This window comes from Peptoniphilaceae bacterium AMB_02, assembly GCA_036321625.1.
GTDB classification, from domain to species: domain Bacteria; phylum Bacillota; class Clostridia; order Tissierellales; family Peptoniphilaceae; genus Microaceticoccus; species Microaceticoccus formicicus.
The window spans coordinates 1,246,406-1,266,050 of the sequence record CP143259.1; the positions used below are offsets into that span (position 1 = coordinate 1,246,406).

A 19,645-nucleotide genomic window follows, 5' to 3' on the forward strand; every position below is an offset into this window, starting at 1 on the left:
AATTTAAATAAAATATTTAATAATATAAAAAATAGATTATTTATAAATACTCCAAGATAATCTTCCAAGCTTCATATAAATCATCCAAGCTGTACCTTGCATTTGCAGCGGAAGTTGAGGGTAGTTTAACAGCTTCAAGTTTCATCTCCTTAGTGACTGTTAAATATGATTTGTTTCCATTACAAAAAATTTTAACAATATTTGAAGAGTATAGGATATTTTGTAAATCTGAAGCTTTGACTACTTCTAAATCTCTATCCATAGAGCCTTCTATAATTGCAGTCGATACAGCATCATACAAGGCAATTTTATTACGCAATAATAACTCCTTCTTTTCGTCTAGGGTATTTGGAACTTCTCTATCAAGTAATTTAGCCAAAAGCTTCCAAAATCTATTTTGAGGATGTCCATAATAAAAACCCATCTCTCTAGACTTTAATGATGGAAATGATCCTAATATAAGAATTTTGCTGTCCTCATCAAATACAGGCTCAAAACCATGCTTAATCTCTCTCATATTTTGCCCTTACCACCACGGGTATAGAAGTTTCTATATCAAACTCACTTTTATCAAAACCTCCAAATACCTCTATATCTTTAAATCCGTTTTTATTCAATATATTTAGCATATCTTCTATGAGTAATGGGTACAGTATTTCATCGTTCTCCAATCTATTTCCGTCTACATAAAGCAAAGTATTGAATCTTATTTTTTCACCTTCTCTATAATATCTACGTTCGAAAGTCAGCTTATCAGTTTTAATATCCGGCAGCGATCCAAGATACTCTTCTTCCTGCTTTAAAAAAGGAACGAAATTAATCCACTGCAAAACCAAATAACCATTGGTAATTTTCTTTTTTACTTCAGATATAAAATATTCAATCTCATTCAAATCAGATAAATGAGGAAGTGAATTTCCTATGCAATAAACAAGATCGAAATGACCATCAATTTCTGATACATCAAGCATATTCATTACTATAGCATCCACTCCGTTTTGATTTTTGGCTATATCTATCATTTCTGCTTCTAAATCAATTCCCAGTACTTCCTTACCTCTCTTATTTAGGTTTTCAGCAACCTTTCCTGTTCCACATGCAATATCCAGTACCTTTATACCTTTAGCCGATTCATATAAAAAATTTATTTGAGCATTCGAAGGTCTAAAAATTTCTTCATAATACTTTACAATGGAACTATAAAAATCACTCATTATTTGTCTCCTTCCTTAGATTTTCTCAACTCTTACTTGTATTTCCGTAACAAATTCACTGATTCTAGACGTACTGTGGATGTCTAATCTATAAATTTCGATTACAGGATATATAATTTTAAAACCACTTTCAGAAATATTCTCTAATAATTCCTGATATAGTGTATCACCTTTCTCATATTCACCTTTATAAATAATGGTCGCATAATGCCCTTTAGGTAGAACTGCATCATAGTCTTCTTCATTATCATCGAGCAGAAAGAATACATTCTGATAATCCGAAAACTCTCCTCTTCTGATACCACTTCTGGTAATCATCGCTCCCATATCTTTACTCGCAAACAACATAAGACTTGAATCATCTCTACTTTCCAGTTTTCTAAAAGCTAGATCTATCTCTTCATCAGACTCAAAATCTCCTTCTATAAATATTATTTTGCGATCACCGATATCTTTGAAGATAACAGATTCATATTTGTCAAATTTTCTTATATCCTTTAATGACTTTAATCGCATTTCCAAATACTTTTTTTGTTTTAACAATGGAGTGATTTCTTTCTCTATGAAATTTATTTCACTTACAATTAAATCAATACTACGATCCAAAGATCTATTGTCTATATAATCTTTGATTTGATTAATCGTAAAACCCAGCTTTCTCATGTCTTTTATTATATTTAACTTCCACACATCATCCAGTCCATATATTCTATACCCATTATTTGCTCTTTTAGGATTAAGTAGACCTTTTTTTTCATAATGCCTTAATGAATCAGAACTTAGGTCATATATTTTACTTATTTCTCCAATTTTATATTCTTTTTTCATAGTTTTAACACAACCTCCTTGACCTTGGTACTGCTCCAAGGTTTATTATATATTAGTGAGTAATTATAGTATAGTACAATTTAAAACTTTACTATAAATCTCGAATTATAAGAAAGGATGTTTTTATGCAGTACCTAGGAAGCTCAGGCCCCGGACTGAGACGACAGTTTTATAAATATTTACTACCATCAATCGGGGCGATGTGGTTCTTTTCAATCTATACCATGATTGACGGCATCTTTGTAGGAAAAGGTGTTGGACCAAATGCATTAGCAGCTGTAAATCTTTCCATGCCTTTTATTAGCACAGTATTTGCTCTGGCATTATTATTCTCAGTTGGAGGCTCTACACTTATTACCTTTAACCTTGGAAAAAGAGATTACAATAATAGTAATAAAATATTCACATTGACATTAATTCTAGTAATGATAGTAAGTATCTTTATTTCACTTATAGCATTAATAAATTTAGATTCTCTAGTAAATATGCTTGGATCATCAAGTCAGACTGCCCCATACGTTAAAGATTACTTAAGGATAATTATTATATTCAGTCCATTTTTTATGCTTGCCTATACTCTGGAAATTTTAGTAAAAGCAGATGGAAATCCCGGACATTCACTTATATTAGTATTTATATCAGCTGTGATAAATATAGTTTTGGATTATGTACTCGTTATCAAATATAATTATGGAATAAAAGGAGCAGCAGTAGCGACCGGTATATCACAAATGATTGCCTGTATCGGTTATTTGACTCATTTTATCCTTGGTAAAGCTCAGTTAAAAATCGTAAAACCTGATTTTAGCTTTGATTATATAAAATCTATAATAAAACTGGGTTTTCCTGAATCTTTAACCGAGTTTTCAGGTGGATTTGCAACATTTATGTTTAACTTTGCAATCATCAGATACCTTAACAGTGATGCAATAGCTGCTTTTTCTGTAATCATGTATATGAATAATCTGGTTTTATCTACTATGGTTGCAATAAATCAAGGAGTACAGCCGCTTATAAGCTTTTATCATGGGAAAGCCGATGGACAGTGTATTAAAAAATTGTCTAAACTTACAATAAAATCAGCTATAATATGGAGTCTGTTTTTCTTTATACTTTCCAGATTATTAACTGCTGAGATAGTGTCATTATTCATATCACATGAAAACACCGAACTATACAATATATCAGTGCAGGGATTAAAACTGTATAGCTATAGCTTCTTAATAGCAGGATTTAATATAATAATTTCCGGCTTTTTAACAGCTATTAAAAATTCAGGTTCAGCAATGATCGTTTCAACACTTAGAGGATATGTTACCATTTCGTTTACCCTTCTTGTACTCCCAATCATGATTGGTTCTCAAGGCATTTGGCTATCAGCGATAATCAGTGAGTTATTAACTATAATTATTTCAATAATTATTTTGCGTAGAGATTTACCGAAACTTAGAACTTCTATGAATAAATTTAGAGTGAAAGCACCTGTAGTACCTGAACTCAATACGCAATAATTAAAAAGAGAAAAACTTAAATAACAAGTTTTTCTTTTTTTGTTTCTGTTCATCTGAACTGGCAACAGTCCTTTAATTTGTTTTTAAATCAATATAAGCTTTTATAATATTAATTTAAAGATAAATCCTTAATTTCCTAACTGGTGCGAAAAATCGAAGCCTGTGAGGTTTGCATATCATTATAAGGTTCTTTGTCACAATATCCAATGACATGCTCATCCTATCCATTTTAATTTGCTTAAAAGGGATTTGGCATAGAACTTAGTTAGTCATTTTATAATAATCTGTAATATTACTGAAATATTATTTTTCGGTATCCATGCATCAATAAATAAAAAGACTCAAAAAATATTTAAAACCTAAATTTGAGGTATAATATAAATATTAATTATATTATCTAAAACAGGAGCTATTATGAGATATAGTGCTGACAACAATTCAATCGACCATATTTCACTACTAAGTGAATTAATTGAGTTTCCTTCGATAAATCCTCCGGGAGATGAGGAACAGATATCCGAGTTTATTTACGAGTTTATGACTAATAATAAAATAGAAACAATTCGTGTCCCGGTAACAGAGAAAAGGAATAATATTATTTCAAGACTAAAAGGTAAAAACTCGGAGAACGGAATTATCTTTACCGGACATATGGACGTTGTTCCGGTCAGTTTAGAAGAAAAACAGAAATGGATTTCTGAACCTTTCACTCCTAAAATTAAGGAGAATAAAATCTATGGCAGGGGTTCTTGCGATATGAAATCAGGACTTGCTGCTGCTATGATATCGATGGTACGATTAGCCAGATCCAATACCATACCTGAACGAGATAATTACTTGGTTGCAACAGTGGATGAAGAAGATTCTATGTTAGGTTCAAAAGAATTATGGAATCATCCTCTTTTATTGAATGCTACTGAAGTTATAGTCTGTGAACCTACAAAGTTGAAAGTATGTACAGCCAGCAGAGGTAGAACTTATGGACTTATAACCGTAAAGGGGCAAACCGGTCATGGTAGTAGTTTTAAAAAAGAAAATAATGCAATACTGATAGCAAACCTAATAATTGAAAAAATGCTCCAAACAAATTTTGATGAATTTGCAAATCCGGAATATGGAGATTCGTTTTGGCAGCCTCTTGCCATCAATGCAGGTGTTGAACCTTGTGTTGTACCTGATATTTGTACTATGAAAATAGACGCACGATTAACAATAGGCCATAATCCGAAAGATATTTGGAGTAAATTAAACTCCATATTAAATGAAATCTATTCAGTTTATCCTAATATTAACATAGAATACAATATAATTGACGAGCGTGAGCCATGGGAAACAGATAAAAATAGTAAATTATATAAAAAGGTTAAAGATACTTTTAACGAAATGGGTTTACCCTTAGAGACCGATTATTTTCCCGGAACTACTGATGGAACAATCCTTAGAAGAGCAAATAGAGAGGTTCTGATAATAGGACCTGGAGATTTGAAATATGCTCATAGAGAAAATGAACATATATCTATAGCTGAATATGAGCTTGCAATTGAAATGTATTATAAGATTATGCAAAAATAAATTGAATAGGCAAACAAACCTCTCAAACCATGAGAGGTTCATTCTTTTGTCTACTATAACTTTGGGGAGAGTTATAATAATTATCATTAGCTTAATAAATGATTGTACAACAGCCTTATTGTATTATGGATATATGTTCTTGTATTTGATATAATTGTTGTGGAAATTTATTACAAAGTGATCTTCTATCTATAATTTGATAAATTATGAATACTTAGTTTTATTGCGAATGGTAATTTTTCTAAAAAAGATATTTAAAAATGTTTAAAATAAAAAGAGCTTGCACATATACAAGCTCTTTGATATGGTCGGAGTGACAGGATTTGAACCTGCGACCCCTTGACCCCCAGTCAAGTGCGCTACCGAACTGCGCTACACCCCGACAACAAATATTATTGTACTACATTTTAGTGTTTTTGTCACTTATGAATAATCAGTTAACATTTGAGGTGTTTTTATGAATAGTTCTAATAGATACTTATTAATCGAAAAAATAATGAATTATCTGTTCTTTATTACAATATTCTTTATCCCCATTGAGATATCAATTGATTTACATATAGGGAAAGTACTCTCTCCGTATAAAATAAGCCTTGCAATACTTTGTCTTTTGTATCTATACATAATGATAAGATATTGGAATTACGAAAAATATAATATCAGCAATTCTGTCATTAAACTTATTAACAATTATAAATTCACCTTATTATTTATAATTCTTTACTTTGTCTTTGACTTGGTTTCCCTACTTTGGACTAATGATATTAGATTTGCCTTAAAAAAATATATTACTATAATACCGATGATTGTAATCTTTGGTTATGCAACTCTCTATTTATTTAAACCTTATGTAACAAATAAAATGAGATTTCAGAGAACCAGAAAAATTTGTTTGGTTTTAGGAATAGTAGCACTCTCTATGTCTATGGCAACTTGGATAATTTATTTTATCTATAACAGAACATATTTTATACTTAGAATGTCCTTAAGCCATGATTATAACCAGTATATCTTATCGATACTTTTTGGATATATCTGTGGTGTATTTTATATATTTACCATGAAAAAAACAAATTATTCAATAATATCCTTTTTTGCTTATTCATTGGTAATCCTTCCCCTATTTCAAATATCGGGGTCAAGACGGACAATGCTTATTTATATACCGTTATTCATAATTTTTACACTATACCTATTATTTAAACTGTATAGATTAAAAATGAACAAAAAAATATTAATGAGCATTTTGATATCAATTCTAATTTTAATACTGAATTTTTCAATTATAAAAGGATATGAAATCCATGCAGGTAAAGTATATGAAAGGCTATATCAAGAAGCTTTGGATAGTGGACTAGAACCTGTATCTGCTGCTAAGAATAGACAGGAAGGCATAATTCAGGATTTCAGATTGGAAAAGGATTTAAAATTCAAATCTGATACGATAAAATCAGGTGAAGCATTGAGTATTAGAAATACCTTATGGAAAATTGCAATAGATGAAATCAAGAGTTTTAATACTAGAGAATTTTTAATCGGAAAAGGTGCATCACATCAAAAAGACTTATACAGAACCGAGAAAGCATTAAATATATTGTACCCTGATGAGATGCCAGAAGAAATTTCCGGCTTCAAGCATCCACATTCAATGGTTTTCGTAGAATTATTAAATGGAGGAATCATCAAGCTTTCCATATGTTTAGGTATTATAATCTCTATACTAGTATACTCAATTAACCTAGTTAAGAAAAAATACTTTGTAGGTTTAATATTAGTCCTTATATATGGAGCTATTTTATTGTACAGTCAGCTCATAGACTCTATATATGGAATCCCTGAAAACAGATTGACATGGATATACTTCATTATAGTTATGGGAGTAATAAGCTATGAAGAAGAAGATCAACTAAATTTTTTAAGTTCAAATTAATTTAAAATCCCCAAAGTTCTATGAAAATGAACTTTTGGGGATTTTCTAATATCTTTTGAACTTTATTTACTAAGTACCTCTCTGGCTTTTTCTAACATAAACTCATTAAAATCTATACCATCAATTTTTATTATCTCAGGATTCATATAATCGATCATAACTTTGAAGAAGTTAACTATTAACACATTATCTTCAACATAGTAAGTATCAAAATGACCGGGAACAAATGCTACTTCCAAATTTTCTATTTGAGTGTTTTCTTTGAATTCATCATATAATACATCTAAATTTAGAAGTTTTATAGGTTTCAACATAGCTCTCATATTATCAAGATCTTCCATCATCCATAGATTATTATTCCAAAATCTGGAATCTTTTTTACTAGGATTATTTAGTCTTTCACGATTCATAATCGCAGACAATACACTTCTAAATGATTCTGCACTGAAATCTTCAGCATAAAGTGGCTTCATTTCATCCTTTTGCGATATTTCTACGAAATATGAATCCGCTACCTTGCCTTTACTGCTGCTTGTTTCCCAAAAATACTGCATCAACTCAATAATCTCATAATTAATCTTTATACTCTTTAACATAAGACACCTCTTTTGTATTGTTATATAACTTTTTCCATAGATAGTATATAGCAAAACGTTATCTAACTCAATATTTAATTTTACACAAATAATACTGGACATTATTACAAATAATTAATATAATCTCTATATCGTTTAGGAGTTGATTATATGAGCAATAAGAGAAAAGCAGATATATTTTTAATATTGGTTACCGCATTTTGGGGTATTTCTTTTTATTTAACCAAAGTAGCCCTAATAGAAATGGGAGTATTTACTCTAAATGCGTTTAGATTTTTATTGGCATTTGGTATTGTTTTTATTTCTTTAATGAAAAAAACTTTAAGTGTAAACTTTCAAACACTTAAATACGCTGTATTGTCGGGCATACCGGTTGTAATCTCATATATGGCATACTCATATGGTATATTGAACACCAGTATTTCCAATGCCGCTTTTTTATGTTGCATGGCCGTTTTATTTACTCCAATCTTTAGTTTTTTAATAGACGGTACAGTACCTAAGATTAACTTTATGATAGCACTCTTGATTTGCATCCCGGGTATTGCATTTATAACCATGGACGGCACGCTTTCATTTTCAAAGGGCGATATTTTTTGCATACTATGTGCAATGTCCTATGCCCTAAGCATAATAATAGTTGAAAAAGGCGTTAATAAGAGTGAAGTAGATGCATTTAATCTGGGCGTTTATCAGCTCGGATTTGTAGGAATTTCATATCTAATCTTAGCCTTTATATTTGAGAAGCCAACCATGCCGACTACATTATCTACATGGACAAGTGTTTTATTCTTAGCCATTTTCTGTACGGGTTTTGCTGTAATAGTTCAATCCATAGCACAGAAACATACTACAGCTTCAAATGTAGGCTTAATATTTACTCTGGAACCAATTTTTGCTTCAATATCATCGTACCTAATACTTGGTGAAATTATGACAAGTGCTCAAATGATTGGTGCCTCAGCCATCATCTTATCGATATTTATACTTGAATTTGATTGGGAAAAACTTTCACATTTAAAATATTTACAAAATCGAGTTGGAGATAATTAATTATCTTAAATACCCTCCGCTCAAACCACCGTATGTACACTTCGCGAATATAGCGGTTCTATAGTTTAATCCTACTTAATTAAAATAGCTAACTAAGGATATAACTTTAATTAGCTATTTTATATTTATAAGGGTTCAATATTATATACCTTGTGGTTATACTCAATCTTTCCTTCGTATTTATCTAGAATTTCACTATCATATATTAATAAATAGACCATCATATCTTTCATTTTTAAATAATCTTCTAGTGATTTTATTGCGATTTCAAGTGCCAATTGTTTGGGAAAACCGAAAGCACCTGCTGATATTAATGGGAAAGCAATACTATTAAATCCATTTTTTGCAGCTATATCCAGAGAATTATTATAAGCCGTCCTAAGTATTTCCTCCTCATCGCTAATACCACCATTCCAAATAGGACCTACTGTGTGGATGATATACTTTGTAGGTAAATTATAAGCCTTAGTCATCTTTGCTTCTCCTATCCCACAACCATTAAGCTTTCTACATGCATCAGCTAACCTGGGACCCGCAGCTCTGTGAATCGCTCCATCCACTCCTCCCCCTCCGGAAAGTCTGGTATTTGCAGCATTTACTATAGCATCAACATTGATTTTTGTAATATCGCCATATACGATTTTTAAACTCATGATATCACCTCTGACTAAAATCGATTTTATTAATATTTTTACAATATGCCTATTTCTTATTTACCCAATATATATTTTTTTCAAATAAAAACATAAAAAAGCTACCTTGATTTTTAAGATAGCTTTTTGGTAGTTATTAATTTTCTTAAAGCAAATAGTGCACATTATTTTCTCTGTCCGTAAGATTTAAACTTTTCAGCCATTAATGCCATTTCAGCATCATCCAGAATTACTGGCTCACCTATAGATTTAGCTCTATAGTATATTTCAGAACAGTACTCTATCTCTTCAATGATATTGAATGCATTAAGTAAATCATGAGCACCTGCAAGTATTCCATGGTTTGCCAGTATAACAGCTCTTCTATCTTCCATTGCTTTTAAAGCATTTTCAGCCAATTCTCTACTTCCAAATGTAGCATAATCAGCACATCTCACGGTAGGTCCGGCAACTGCAATCATATAATGTGATGCAGGCAGTTCCCATCTAAGTGTTGCCAGTACAGTAGCAAAAGTAGTATGTGCATGAATAACTGCATCGATGTCATCTCTATTATCATAAATAATCTTATGCATATACCACTCACTAGAAGGTACTTTATCTCCCTCTATGATTTCATTGTCAGCATTCATTATAACTATATCTTCAGGTTTTATTTCGAAGAAATCAATGCCGGATGGTGTAATTGCCATTGTTTTGGCTTCCCTGTCATACACACTTAGATTTCCTCCGGTACCCTTGGTTAGATTATACTCAACTAATTTCTTGCCATATTCTATTAAGTCATATCTTGCTCGTTCCATTAACATAATGTATCTCCCAAAATTTTATTTGTACAAAAACTTTTTTCCATTCACCCAAGTTTTATGTTTTCTATGTTATTTAATTATTTTTTGATATACCATAATGCAGTTGGCATTATTTGGCATCCCCTCTCTACGTTGCTAAAACCAATATCTCTTAACATTTCCTCTATTTCATCAACTTCCAAAACCCTCATTTTTTTTGATTGGTATCGATATGTCATTTCAATTTCATCGGGGTTTGCTCCTAAGTTTAATGCAAACTCGTACCAGTAATCCAGAAACTCGCAAGTGAAAACACTTAATACTAAAATTCCGTCATCATCTAAATTTCCATAGATAGTTTTCAAAAATTCATATGGATTTTCCGTAAATTGAAGAACGAGTAAACATAAACACAATTGAAATTTATCTTTTATATTCAACTCTTCAAACTTAGCATTTACTAGTTCTATATTATCTAAATTTGAACTATTGATATCTTCAGAAACCATTGATAACATTATCTCACTTGGCTCAACAACTACAATCTTTGATTTATCATATAGTGAAATCAGGTTTTTAACTTCATAGCTTTGAGAACCTATTGCATATATGTTTTTAACATTCAGGTCTTTGCCTTTTAAAGGCAAAATTGCATTAAAAACAATATCCAACATTAAATTATACCCGGGTATTTTTCTTTGAATATCCTCTAAATAATAGACATTGAATTTCTTCATTTAGTCTCCATTAATAATAATTCAAATGCAAATACTTAACATACTGCTGAAAATTTGTTGACTTATCAAATAAAGTAAAGAAATTTGATACGGTATTAATTTACTAATATTTCAAAAGCCATTAGTTTCATCTATTTCTTAATCTATTCTCCAAATCAGCAATACTTATCCCTAGAACCGGATGCACTACATCAGGTGCTATTTCAGCGAAGGGTATCAGAACAAAATCTCGATTCTCCATATCACCATGAGGTATTTCAAGCAATTCATCGGAATATACTAAATCATCCATCATAATAATATCTATATCAATGAGACGTGGTCCCCAGCGATATGTTTCTGTACGACCAAGTTTAACTTCAATAGCTTTGATTTGTTTTAGTAATTCTCTCGGTTCCAGTTCTGTTTCAATTTGAACCATGCCATTGAGGAAGTCTGGTTGATCTTCAACTCCGTATGCAGAATTACTTAAATAACCTGATGACTTAATAAATTTAGAATTTTTAAGCTTTTTTAGTTCTTGGATTACATTATCAAGGTTCTCTTTAAGATCTCCAAGATTTGAACCTATTGCCAAATATGCTGTTCGTGATTTTCTGTTTTTATTCATCTATATCTTTTCTAGCATACGCATATGCATTGTGATTGTGTATGCTCTCTTCTGATTCAGTATAAACTTCATAATAATCAATGCCTTCAATTTCTCTAAGTGCTACAACACAGTCTCTCGTAAGATCTTCTACGAATTTTGGATTATTATATGCAAATTCAGTTACATACTTTTCATCCGGTCTTTTTAATACCGGATAAAGTGGAGTTGAAGCACACTTTTCTATCAAGTTTACAATATCTTCAATCCATATTAATCTTGTCGTATTTATGGACACCGTTGTATAAGCACGCTGATTGTGTGCCCCTGATTCGGAAATCTCCTTGGAACAAGGACAAAGTGTTTGCACCGGTACCGTTACTAAAAGCGTAAACTCAAAATTGTTTTTATGATCAACCTTTCCTATCATTTCACAATCGACATCGATGAGACCTTTACTTTTTGTAACCGGACTCAACTTTTCTATAAAGTATGGGAAGGATATGGAAATATAAGCTGCTTCAGCATGTAATTTATCTCTTAGTTTTGTCAATAAACTTTCTAATTGTCCCAGATTTATGTACTCTATTTCATTTACTATTTCTACAAATCTAGACATATGAGTACCTCTGTCCTCCATAGCCAAGTCAACAGAAATATCAAATTCAGCAACAGTTTTTTGAGACTCCAGTCTTTTGTCTTTTACAATTAGCGGATGACGAAGTTTATTAATCCCTACTTGATTTAAATATACATTTCTTTGATCTTTTTGTGATTGAACGTCTTTCAATTATTTGCCTCCATAAACAATTCCTGAAGTTTTAGTTTCCCATACTTCTATCTCATACAATTCTACATTTTCTCTTTTTACCATAGGATACAACTTTTCCCATATATATTTAGCTATATTTTCAGCTGTCGGATTTTCCAAAAAGTCATTTAAATATTGATGGTCAAATTCAATTAAAATCTCATCATTTACCAAGTGTTTTAACTGAACAAAATCAAATATCATATCTTCATGATCCGGTTCCCCTTTAAGTTTTACCACTAATTTATAAGTATGACCATGTAGTCTTTCACATTTCCCGTGGTACTTTGTTAAATTATGTGCTGCATCAAACTCGAATTCTTTTATCAGTATCATTTAAAAACTCCTCCCGTAAACATATTAATTATATATTACCATAGATATAACTTAATTCTCTTTTAAAAAGTACTACTTTAATTAAAATAAGCGTATATTTAGCTTCGTCAATCTACACTAATATTACTTTTTGTAATTCTATATAAACAAGCCTTGTCAAAAATAAGTGCATACAAAAATAAAACAGCCGTCTAGGCGATTTCTTGAGTCAAGTCCAACATTGGTTTAATTTAAGATAAACCGACATTAATATCCTAACTCAGTATCAATTATAATAGGAATAATATTTTTATGCCTGTTCTTTGCAATTTTAAAAAAGTAGTTACACATTCTATCTTTTGAATTGCAATCCGTACAATATCCCAGCTTAGAACAAGGAAGGTTTTTCCCGAGCCTTATAGCATTCTTGGGGGCTGCTATAGTTTTTACTCTATGAATTAAGGAATGTTCATTTTCAACAATCTTATTGGTCCCAAATACCAAGTAAATGGTTTTATCAGGTCTCATAAGATTTCTTACCCTGTTTCCATAGCCATCGACAAAGAAAAAAACACCCTGAGAACTCACAGCACTGGCACTTGATATATAGATATCGGAACTATCAGCCGCATCGATATCGTCACCTTTCCAGTGCCAAGATACTCTACTTCCCCTATCAACAAGTTTATCGTATAAACCAAGCTCATCTATGGTCACAGATCCACCTATGCCAATACTGTTATCTGAGATTACGGAAAGCAAGTAGTTCACCGCTTCAACACTTTCTTTAAAGTATAAAGGACTGAAACCATTATACTTCAAACTATTCATTAATCTTTCTATTCTTTCATACATCAATTAATCACCATATTATTTTATTAAACCTTATCCTTTTTAATATTTTATTGCTTATTTCTAGAAATTCCCTTATAAAATCATGCTAAATCTAAATTGAAAGGGTACTCGTACAAAACTCAACTATAGTATAAATTATATTGTTAATTAAAGCTAGAGCAACTGTTCTAAAACACGGTAAAATAGTTACAGATAATTTTTTTTATACTTCGACAATGTCATTAAAATCAGCAATAAACTCGTCCATGCTTCTTTCTTTTAAATGATACCTTAAGGTATTAAATCCAAGTTCTTTAGCCGTTTGCAAGTTTTGTTCAAGATCATCAATAAACAAGCACTCACTTGCTTCAAGTTCAAACTTATCGAGTAGGAGCTTGTATATTTCAGGATCCGGTTTGCCGACCTTAAAATCGCAGGAAATTATCTCTCCCTCAAATAAGCTCTTTCTCTCTTTATCCCATTTCAGTTCATAATAATCAGGACTATAGTTAGACAGTAAATACAGTTTCATCCCCTTAGACTTTTGCACTTCGTAAAAGTCAAGCAACTCTTCATTAAAAACCATATAACCCCACCATGTGTTAAGAATCTTATCTATAATATGGAACTCGGATTTTCTAAGTTTTGATTTTACACTTTTAGCGATTTCGCTTTTAGTAATTAAATCTCTATCCCATTTATACCATTCTTCACCTTTAAATAGCACAGATGCAATCTCCTGAGCCCTTTTCATGTCATCTGTATATTTTAAAACAATGATTTCAGGATTAAATTCCAGAATTACATTTCCAATGTCGGATATAATATTTTTAATCATGTACAGCACCTCTTTTCTTTATGTCGTAATCGTTATCCTTCTAAATATTATACTATAGAATACTAGACTTTATGGATTATTATATTTGAATTAATTCATAAGATTGACTAAAAAAATCTAAAGTGATTTTTAATGTAGCGAGTAGGAGATGTCGCCTTCTTGTAAATCTCTCCCTCAGACAGCACAGCTGACAGCTCCCTTTCCAGCCTAACCAATTGAGATGCACATCGAGATTCTGGTAGGCTTCATGCAAAGAATTCCCAAGAACGAAGTGATTGGCTAGAATTCGACTGCCGTCAGATGGAGGCTATGTGATTGGGTAGAATTCGACTGCTAAAAGAATGAAGCTCCCAAAGACTAAAATACACCATTGATAATGGTAGAAATAACACTAGTCAAGGGATTAAAACCAATTATTTTAATCCCTTGACTACTATCTGAAATAGCAAAGTTTATGCTATCTTTATTTATATCGTAACAACCAACTATTATCATGCACTTGCTTTTAAATAAAGTAGTAGCAGTTCTACGCCTTAGCCATAACATACTGACCTATTGCTTGTATAATAGTTAACGGAAACATCAAAGCTAAACCTAATCTCTTATCACCGTATTTATAAAGAATATATCCCGTAACTATCATCATTAATCCTATTACAATAATCCTTGCCACCAATGGTATTCGGTAATCTGCTTTGGGAGCAAGAAAAAATGCCCAAAATACGATAGTAATGATTACCCCAAGGATTCCAAGCGTAATAGCAAGTACTGAGTTAATTGGTTTTAGAACTCTCCAAATTGCTCTACCAACTGCTACCCACAGTACAAGTTCTGCAAAAAAATTTAAGCTGCCAATAATCCACTGTAAATATACAAACATAATATTACCTCCTATGTTATATATACCCCGTTTTGTTTAGTAACTATCCAAAAATTTTCACGCATTATTGCAGCTATAAAACTCGATGCTTACTGTTGCTCCATTAAAATTTTCATTATTCACTATATTGATATTACCTCCATGTTTTTCAGCAGCTTTTTTAGCCATATATAAACCAAGACCGTAATGTTTACCTGATCGTTCTTTTTGACTTGTGTAGAACTCTGTAGTCGCATATTTTAACTCTTCCGGTGAAAAACCGTATCCCCTATCTATAATAGTAAAAGCCATTCCATTTGATTTAAGTGATTTTACCTCCATAGTTATTGTGTCATTTTCCCTTGAATATTCAGCAGCATTACTGATAATATTAGAAATAGCTCTAAATATCAGCATTCTATCTCCATAGAAGGATTTAGGCAAATTAGATTCTACTAGATCAAATATTAAATTCTTAGTTTTACACATTGCCTTTGCATCTATTTCAATTTCATAGACTAAATCCTTAGGATTAAATTCTTTTAGATTCAAATTATCACTGGTATAGGAACTGCTAACATCCATTAAGATTTTGATATATTCTTCAATTCTAACTGAACTTCTTTGTATATAGTTTAAAAGCTCGACGTCGTTTTCGTTTAAATCCGACTCTAATAGTAGTTCACTATTGCCTTTAATAATTGTGAGTGGTGTTTTTAAGTCATGTGCTATAGCAGATATCTGGCTTTTTTTATTCCTTTCAATTTGCCACTGCTCATTAAGTGATGAAGCTAAACTACTTTTTAATCTATTTAATGATTCCAGCACTTCATTTATTTCCCTAATTTTACTTGATTTTATTACAAAATCTAATTCACGATTTTGAATATATTCGGTAGCTTCATTTAAAGGAGCTAGCTCAGTTTTTAGTCTTTTGCTAAATCTATATGCTATTACAATACCAATAATTACCGTGCCTAAAACAGAAAAACCAAGAAGTAATACCTCGGGTTTGGGGAATAGTTTATGAAGCTGAGGGTTTGCAAAATGAGCATTAATATCGTATCTGATAATAATTCTACTCCCATCATCCCTATCAATAATGTAGTACTTGTTTTTAGGTAAATTATCATCTCTGTCAATACTGTCTTTTAATATACTTAGTGTTCTATTAGACATATTTGTCTCTAAGATAATGCCTTCTTTACTCAATATTGCATAAGTTGATGTAAAAGGTATTAACTCTTTTTTAAATTCACTGCTACTTGATAATGTATCCTTCAATCTAATAATTTCTTGTTCTGTGTAGTTTGCAGGCAAAACAATTCCATTGTTAATTGCGAGACTAAGCGAAAATACCGTTACTATGGCTAATATGATGATTGCCAATGAAAATCCCATTAAATACTTTAAGAAAAACAAAGTGATGCTCGAGTTTCTTTTTTGTTTTATCTCCATATATAACCTACTCCCCATATAGTTTCTATAGGACACTCCAAATGAAGCGTAAACTTTTTACGTATGTTTTTGATATGAACTCTAATCGAAGTTATATCACTGTCTGAATCATAACCAAAAACCTCTTCCAATATTTGTTCCAAGGAAAACACTTGACCTCTATGTCTTGCCAAAAGCTCACAAATCTCATACTCGCCTTTAGTTAGAGGCAATTTTTCATCGCCTATAATAACCGACTTTTCCAATAAATGGAAACTTACATCTCCTAAGACTAAGTAATTTAGCTTTTCTCTTTTTTCTCTTCGCAAATGAGCTTCAACTCTTGCCCTTAGTTCCGAGATTCCAAAAGGTTTTTTTATATAATCGTCCGCTCCCAAAGCAAGTCCTTCAACTATATCCTCTTCATCCGTTTTAGCCGTTAGAAATAGAATTGGACAATCTATTTTATTTCTTATTTCTTTACAGAAAGTAAAACCGTCTATCTCGGGCATCATAACGTCCAGTATCAATAAGTCTATGGACTCCAAATCTGAAGCATCCAAGCATTTAGGATTACTTTTAGTAATTATCGAATGCCCCTCTTTAAGTAATACCCTTTCAACCAGCTTGAGTATTCCTTCATCATCGTCTATAATCAATATTTTTGCCATTCTCGAAACTCCTCATTTATCATATTACTATTTTATCATTTATCGCCTAAACTATCATTACCATCCCATTTTTTCGCCCAAATGACAAGAACAATCATGAGAACTGTTGATGTAATTATTAGATTAATTACTGCTTTAAAAACCAGGGGATACTGAAAAATTGATACTTGCATTTTATTAGACTCAAGGAATATACTGCAAAATCTCACTAGTGTGCCCCATGGTAATATATTCCATATCCCGTCTCCTAACCCTGTTAGAAGTAATGCCGAAAGTAAAGAACCAACGATTCCTGTAATTATTCCTGCGCTTTTTCCAGCATTATAAGCTATCAGATAATGAATTAAATAAATGGGTAATGTTGATACAAACACAATTAAGGCTAACTGAAAATAAATTAATATTTTAAGTATATGATTACCTTGTAAGTTGAATATTATACCAAAACCCACCACTGCAAAAATCGTTGCCGGTAAACCATAGAACAGCAAAGCAATAAGTTTTGAAATATGTGCTCTAGGCTTCGATTGACTTATTAATAAAAACTGGAAATTACCGGCTTGTTCTTCCATTTCACAAGAAATAACAGTTATTAGTCCTATTAAAAACGGAAACGATAAAGCTAATACTTGAATGTATGCACTTATCTTATCAAATTCATCCCAAGCGGAGTATTTATAGTAAATCGCAAAAACCCCTATAACCAATGCCGGGATAATTACATGTATCCAAAGTAGTTTAGAATGATTAATCTTATATATTTCAGACATAAAATTTTTAATAAAAGCTCTCATATTTAAACCTCTTTATATTTAAACCAAAAACCGGTAACAGTAATCATAATTATATATGCAAAAACACTGATTACCAGTCCCATAGGTATAACGTCGGAATCCATTAAGTAACTCCCGTTTTCTACCCATAAACCATTTGGATGTATTCCTAAAATTGGACACATTAATCTAGATGGGATAGCAAAGGGCATCCACCATTTGTTTGTAGTTGAAAAAGTTATTGCCATACCAATATTGAAAAATATACTTACCAATAATGTAGTATACGGACCAACCATTTCAGTAATCCACATCCAAAGGGGAATTTGCCATGCAAAACATATAAACAGCACAAGACTTGCGTAAAAGCTCTGTAAAATCGTAATCTGTTTATCTAACACAAGTCCAGTGGTAGAAATTAAAATAAAGAATACCAACACAGTTATAAAAAGATAAACTGTATTTAAAATGACTTCTGCTAACCAAAGCTTCTCTTTTTGGACCACAACACCAAACATACCATGTCTATTATTCCTTTTTTCCGATGCAGTAGAAAAACATGTAACAATTGTAATAGTAGCTGGAAGTATTAGAAAATACCACCAATTATAAGATCCATTTTGTACATTTGCAGAATTAAGCAGTAATGATAATAGGATTGTAATTATTGGTGCAATAATTAATAATTTAATTCTAAATTTTCCCTTTTGTTTTAGTAACTCTGCTCTTAGTAAATTAAACATTATCTTCACCTGCACATTTAACTATATCCATAAACAAATTCTCTAAATTTAGCGACTTATCAATCGCATTCTCATACCACAATTTTCCCTCTACTATTATTCCAATATGATCAGCAATATTCTCTACCTCCGAAAGTATATGACTGGAAAGAATTACAGTAATTCCATTTTTCGGAAAAGATCTGATTAGTTCCCTTAGTTCGATTATCCCTATAGGGTCAAGTCCATTAGTCGGCTCATCGAGAATTAACAGCTTGGGATAATTAAGAAGTGCAATGGCAATACCGAGTCTTTGCTTCATACCCATGGAAAACTGACTTGCTTTTTTCTTCCCAGCATCCTTCAAATCTACGACTTCTAATACTTCTTCTATTCTACTATCAGGTATTCCATAAATAAGCGCTCTGACTTTTAAATTTTCTCTAGCAGTCAAATTCTCGTATATAGGTGGTGATTCAATAAGCGCTCCTATATCGGTCAGCACCTTTCTTTCCCACTCTTCACCCTTATAGTATATTTCTCCCGATGTTGGTTTTAACATACCCGTTAACATCTTAAGCAATGTTGATTTACCTGCACCATTTGGACCAAGTAATCCATATACTGAGTTTTCTTTTACATTTATAGAAATATCTCTCACAGCATACTGATTCTTATACATTTTGCTAAGTTTTTCCGTAAATAATATTGAATCCATTTAAAAATCTCCCTTCTTATTTCGTAATTTCATATTACTAAACATTTATAAAGATTCTATAAATAGATTCGAATTTAAAAATATTTCTAAAAAAATGACGACAGAGAATTTTTCTATCGTCATTTTATTCCTCTATTAAATTTTTATTCCAGTATCTAACTAAAACTGGAACTACTTATACTAGATACTTATCTAA

General features: G+C 31.5%; 23 protein-coding genes and 1 tRNA gene. 4 read left to right on the forward strand and 20 right to left on the reverse strand.

Annotation, left to right across the window (positions count from 1 at the left end; genetic code table 11):
- Positions 1–40: 40 nt before the first annotated feature.
- The 3 genes from VZL98_06155 to VZL98_06165 are packed head-to-tail and all read right to left on the reverse strand — an operon-like array spanning position 41 to position 2,042.
- Positions 41–517: a DNA-deoxyinosine glycosylase gene (locus VZL98_06155; protein WVH64511.1), complete on the reverse strand. Its 477-nt coding sequence runs from the start codon at positions 515–517 to the stop codon at positions 41–43.
- Positions 504–1,214, reverse strand: coding sequence for a class I SAM-dependent methyltransferase (locus VZL98_06160; GenBank protein WVH64512.1), 711 nt, complete (start codon positions 1,212–1,214; stop codon positions 504–506). The genes VZL98_06155 and VZL98_06160 overlap by 14 nt, the downstream gene beginning before the upstream one ends.
- Before the next feature lie 15 nt (positions 1,215–1,229).
- Positions 1,230–2,042 (reverse strand): MerR family transcriptional regulator, encoded by an 813-nt coding sequence (locus tag VZL98_06165; protein WVH64513.1) that lies wholly within the window; start codon positions 2,040–2,042, stop codon positions 1,230–1,232.
- A 125-nt stretch (positions 2,043–2,167) separates the two neighbouring features.
- Between VZL98_06165 and VZL98_06170 the strand changes: the two genes are divergently transcribed.
- On the forward strand, positions 2,168–3,553 hold the full coding sequence (locus VZL98_06170; GenBank protein WVH64514.1) for an MATE family efflux transporter: 1,386 nt from the start codon (positions 2,168–2,170) through the stop codon (positions 3,551–3,553).
- Between the two features lie 414 nt (positions 3,554–3,967).
- Positions 3,968–5,125: a M20 family metallopeptidase gene (locus tag VZL98_06175; GenBank protein ID WVH64515.1), complete on the forward strand. Its 1,158-nt coding sequence runs from the start codon at positions 3,968–3,970 to the stop codon at positions 5,123–5,125.
- A gap of 305 nt (positions 5,126–5,430) precedes the next feature.
- Here VZL98_06175 and VZL98_06180 read toward each other — a convergent pair.
- Together VZL98_06180 and VZL98_06185 are read right to left on the reverse strand one after the other, a co-directional pair.
- Positions 5,431–5,507, reverse strand: a tRNA-Pro gene (locus VZL98_06180).
- Between the two features lie 119 nt (positions 5,508–5,626).
- Positions 5,627–5,749: a hypothetical protein gene (locus tag VZL98_06185; protein WVH64516.1), complete on the reverse strand. Its 123-nt coding sequence runs from the start codon at positions 5,747–5,749 to the stop codon at positions 5,627–5,629.
- Positions 5,750–6,344: 595 nt separating this feature from the next.
- On the opposite strand from VZL98_06185, the gene VZL98_06190 reads away from it, so the two are divergent.
- Complete coding sequence (locus VZL98_06190) at positions 6,345–7,055, forward strand: hypothetical protein (GenBank protein WVH64517.1); 711 nt, start codon at positions 6,345–6,347, stop codon at positions 7,053–7,055.
- 62 nt (positions 7,056–7,117) lie between these two features.
- Here VZL98_06190 and VZL98_06195 read toward each other — a convergent pair whose 3' ends face one another.
- The gene (locus VZL98_06195; protein ID WVH64518.1) at positions 7,118–7,651 is read right to left on the reverse strand and encodes a hypothetical protein; all 534 of its coding nucleotides are present in this window, start codon (positions 7,649–7,651) and stop codon (positions 7,118–7,120) included.
- Between the two features lie 150 nt (positions 7,652–7,801).
- Between VZL98_06195 and VZL98_06200 the strand changes: the two genes are divergently transcribed.
- A complete protein-coding gene (locus tag VZL98_06200) occupies positions 7,802–8,704 on the forward strand; it encodes a DMT family transporter (GenBank protein WVH64519.1) in 903 nt (300 codons plus the stop codon).
- 125 nt (positions 8,705–8,829) lie between these two features.
- On the opposite strand, the gene VZL98_06205 is transcribed toward VZL98_06200, so the two are convergent.
- The 14 genes from VZL98_06205 to VZL98_06270 all read right to left on the reverse strand — a co-directional run bounded on the left by VZL98_06205 (position 8,830) and on the right by VZL98_06270 (position 19,449).
- The gene (locus tag VZL98_06205) at positions 8,830–9,357 is read right to left on the reverse strand and encodes a macro domain-containing protein (protein WVH62303.1); all 528 of its coding nucleotides are present in this window, start codon (positions 9,355–9,357) and stop codon (positions 8,830–8,832) included.
- Between the two features lie 164 nt (positions 9,358–9,521).
- The gene (locus VZL98_06210) at positions 9,522–10,166 is read right to left on the reverse strand and encodes an L-fuculose-phosphate aldolase (protein WVH62304.1); all 645 of its coding nucleotides are present in this window, start codon (positions 10,164–10,166) and stop codon (positions 9,522–9,524) included.
- A gap of 77 nt (positions 10,167–10,243) precedes the next feature.
- On the reverse strand, positions 10,244–10,882 hold the full coding sequence (locus VZL98_06215; protein ID WVH62305.1) for a methyltransferase domain-containing protein: 639 nt from the start codon (positions 10,880–10,882) through the stop codon (positions 10,244–10,246).
- 127 nt (positions 10,883–11,009) lie between these two features.
- Positions 11,010–11,492, reverse strand: a complete 483-nt coding sequence (gene folK, locus VZL98_06220; protein WVH62306.1) for a 2-amino-4-hydroxy-6-hydroxymethyldihydropteridine diphosphokinase — start codon at positions 11,490–11,492, stop codon at positions 11,010–11,012.
- Positions 11,485–12,261, reverse strand: coding sequence for a GTP cyclohydrolase FolE2 (gene folE2, locus VZL98_06225; protein WVH62307.1), 777 nt, complete (start codon positions 12,259–12,261; stop codon positions 11,485–11,487). The genes folK and folE2 overlap by 8 nt, the downstream gene beginning before the upstream one ends.
- Positions 12,262–12,618, reverse strand: coding sequence for a 6-carboxytetrahydropterin synthase QueD (gene queD, locus VZL98_06230; GenBank protein ID WVH62308.1), 357 nt, complete (start codon positions 12,616–12,618; stop codon positions 12,262–12,264). It abuts the gene before it with no gap.
- Positions 12,619–12,864: 246 nt separating this feature from the next.
- Positions 12,865–13,452 (reverse strand): LUD domain-containing protein, encoded by a 588-nt coding sequence (locus tag VZL98_06235; protein ID WVH62309.1) that lies wholly within the window; start codon positions 13,450–13,452, stop codon positions 12,865–12,867.
- A 202-nt stretch (positions 13,453–13,654) separates the two neighbouring features.
- Complete coding sequence (locus tag VZL98_06240) at positions 13,655–14,269, reverse strand: HAD family phosphatase (protein ID WVH62310.1); 615 nt, start codon at positions 14,267–14,269, stop codon at positions 13,655–13,657.
- Positions 14,270–14,795: 526 nt separating this feature from the next.
- A complete protein-coding gene (locus VZL98_06245) occupies positions 14,796–15,149 on the reverse strand; it encodes a YrdB family protein (protein WVH62311.1) in 354 nt (117 codons plus the stop codon).
- A gap of 57 nt (positions 15,150–15,206) precedes the next feature.
- On the reverse strand, positions 15,207–16,586 hold the full coding sequence (locus VZL98_06250; GenBank protein ID WVH62312.1) for a HAMP domain-containing sensor histidine kinase: 1,380 nt from the start codon (positions 16,584–16,586) through the stop codon (positions 15,207–15,209).
- Positions 16,577–17,236, reverse strand: coding sequence for a response regulator transcription factor (locus VZL98_06255; GenBank protein WVH62313.1), 660 nt, complete (start codon positions 17,234–17,236; stop codon positions 16,577–16,579). Before VZL98_06255 ends, VZL98_06250 begins: the two co-directional genes overlap by 10 nt.
- A gap of 35 nt (positions 17,237–17,271) precedes the next feature.
- Positions 17,272–18,030: a lantibiotic immunity ABC transporter MutG family permease subunit gene (locus tag VZL98_06260; GenBank protein ID WVH62314.1), complete on the reverse strand. Its 759-nt coding sequence runs from the start codon at positions 18,028–18,030 to the stop codon at positions 17,272–17,274.
- A gap of 2 nt (positions 18,031–18,032) precedes the next feature.
- Positions 18,033–18,752, reverse strand: coding sequence for a lantibiotic immunity ABC transporter MutE/EpiE family permease subunit (locus VZL98_06265; GenBank protein WVH62315.1), 720 nt, complete (start codon positions 18,750–18,752; stop codon positions 18,033–18,035).
- The gene (locus VZL98_06270) at positions 18,745–19,449 is read right to left on the reverse strand and encodes a lantibiotic protection ABC transporter ATP-binding protein (protein ID WVH62316.1); all 705 of its coding nucleotides are present in this window, start codon (positions 19,447–19,449) and stop codon (positions 18,745–18,747) included. Before VZL98_06270 ends, VZL98_06265 begins: the two co-directional genes overlap by 8 nt.
- Between the last annotated feature and the right edge of the window lie 196 nt (positions 19,450–19,645).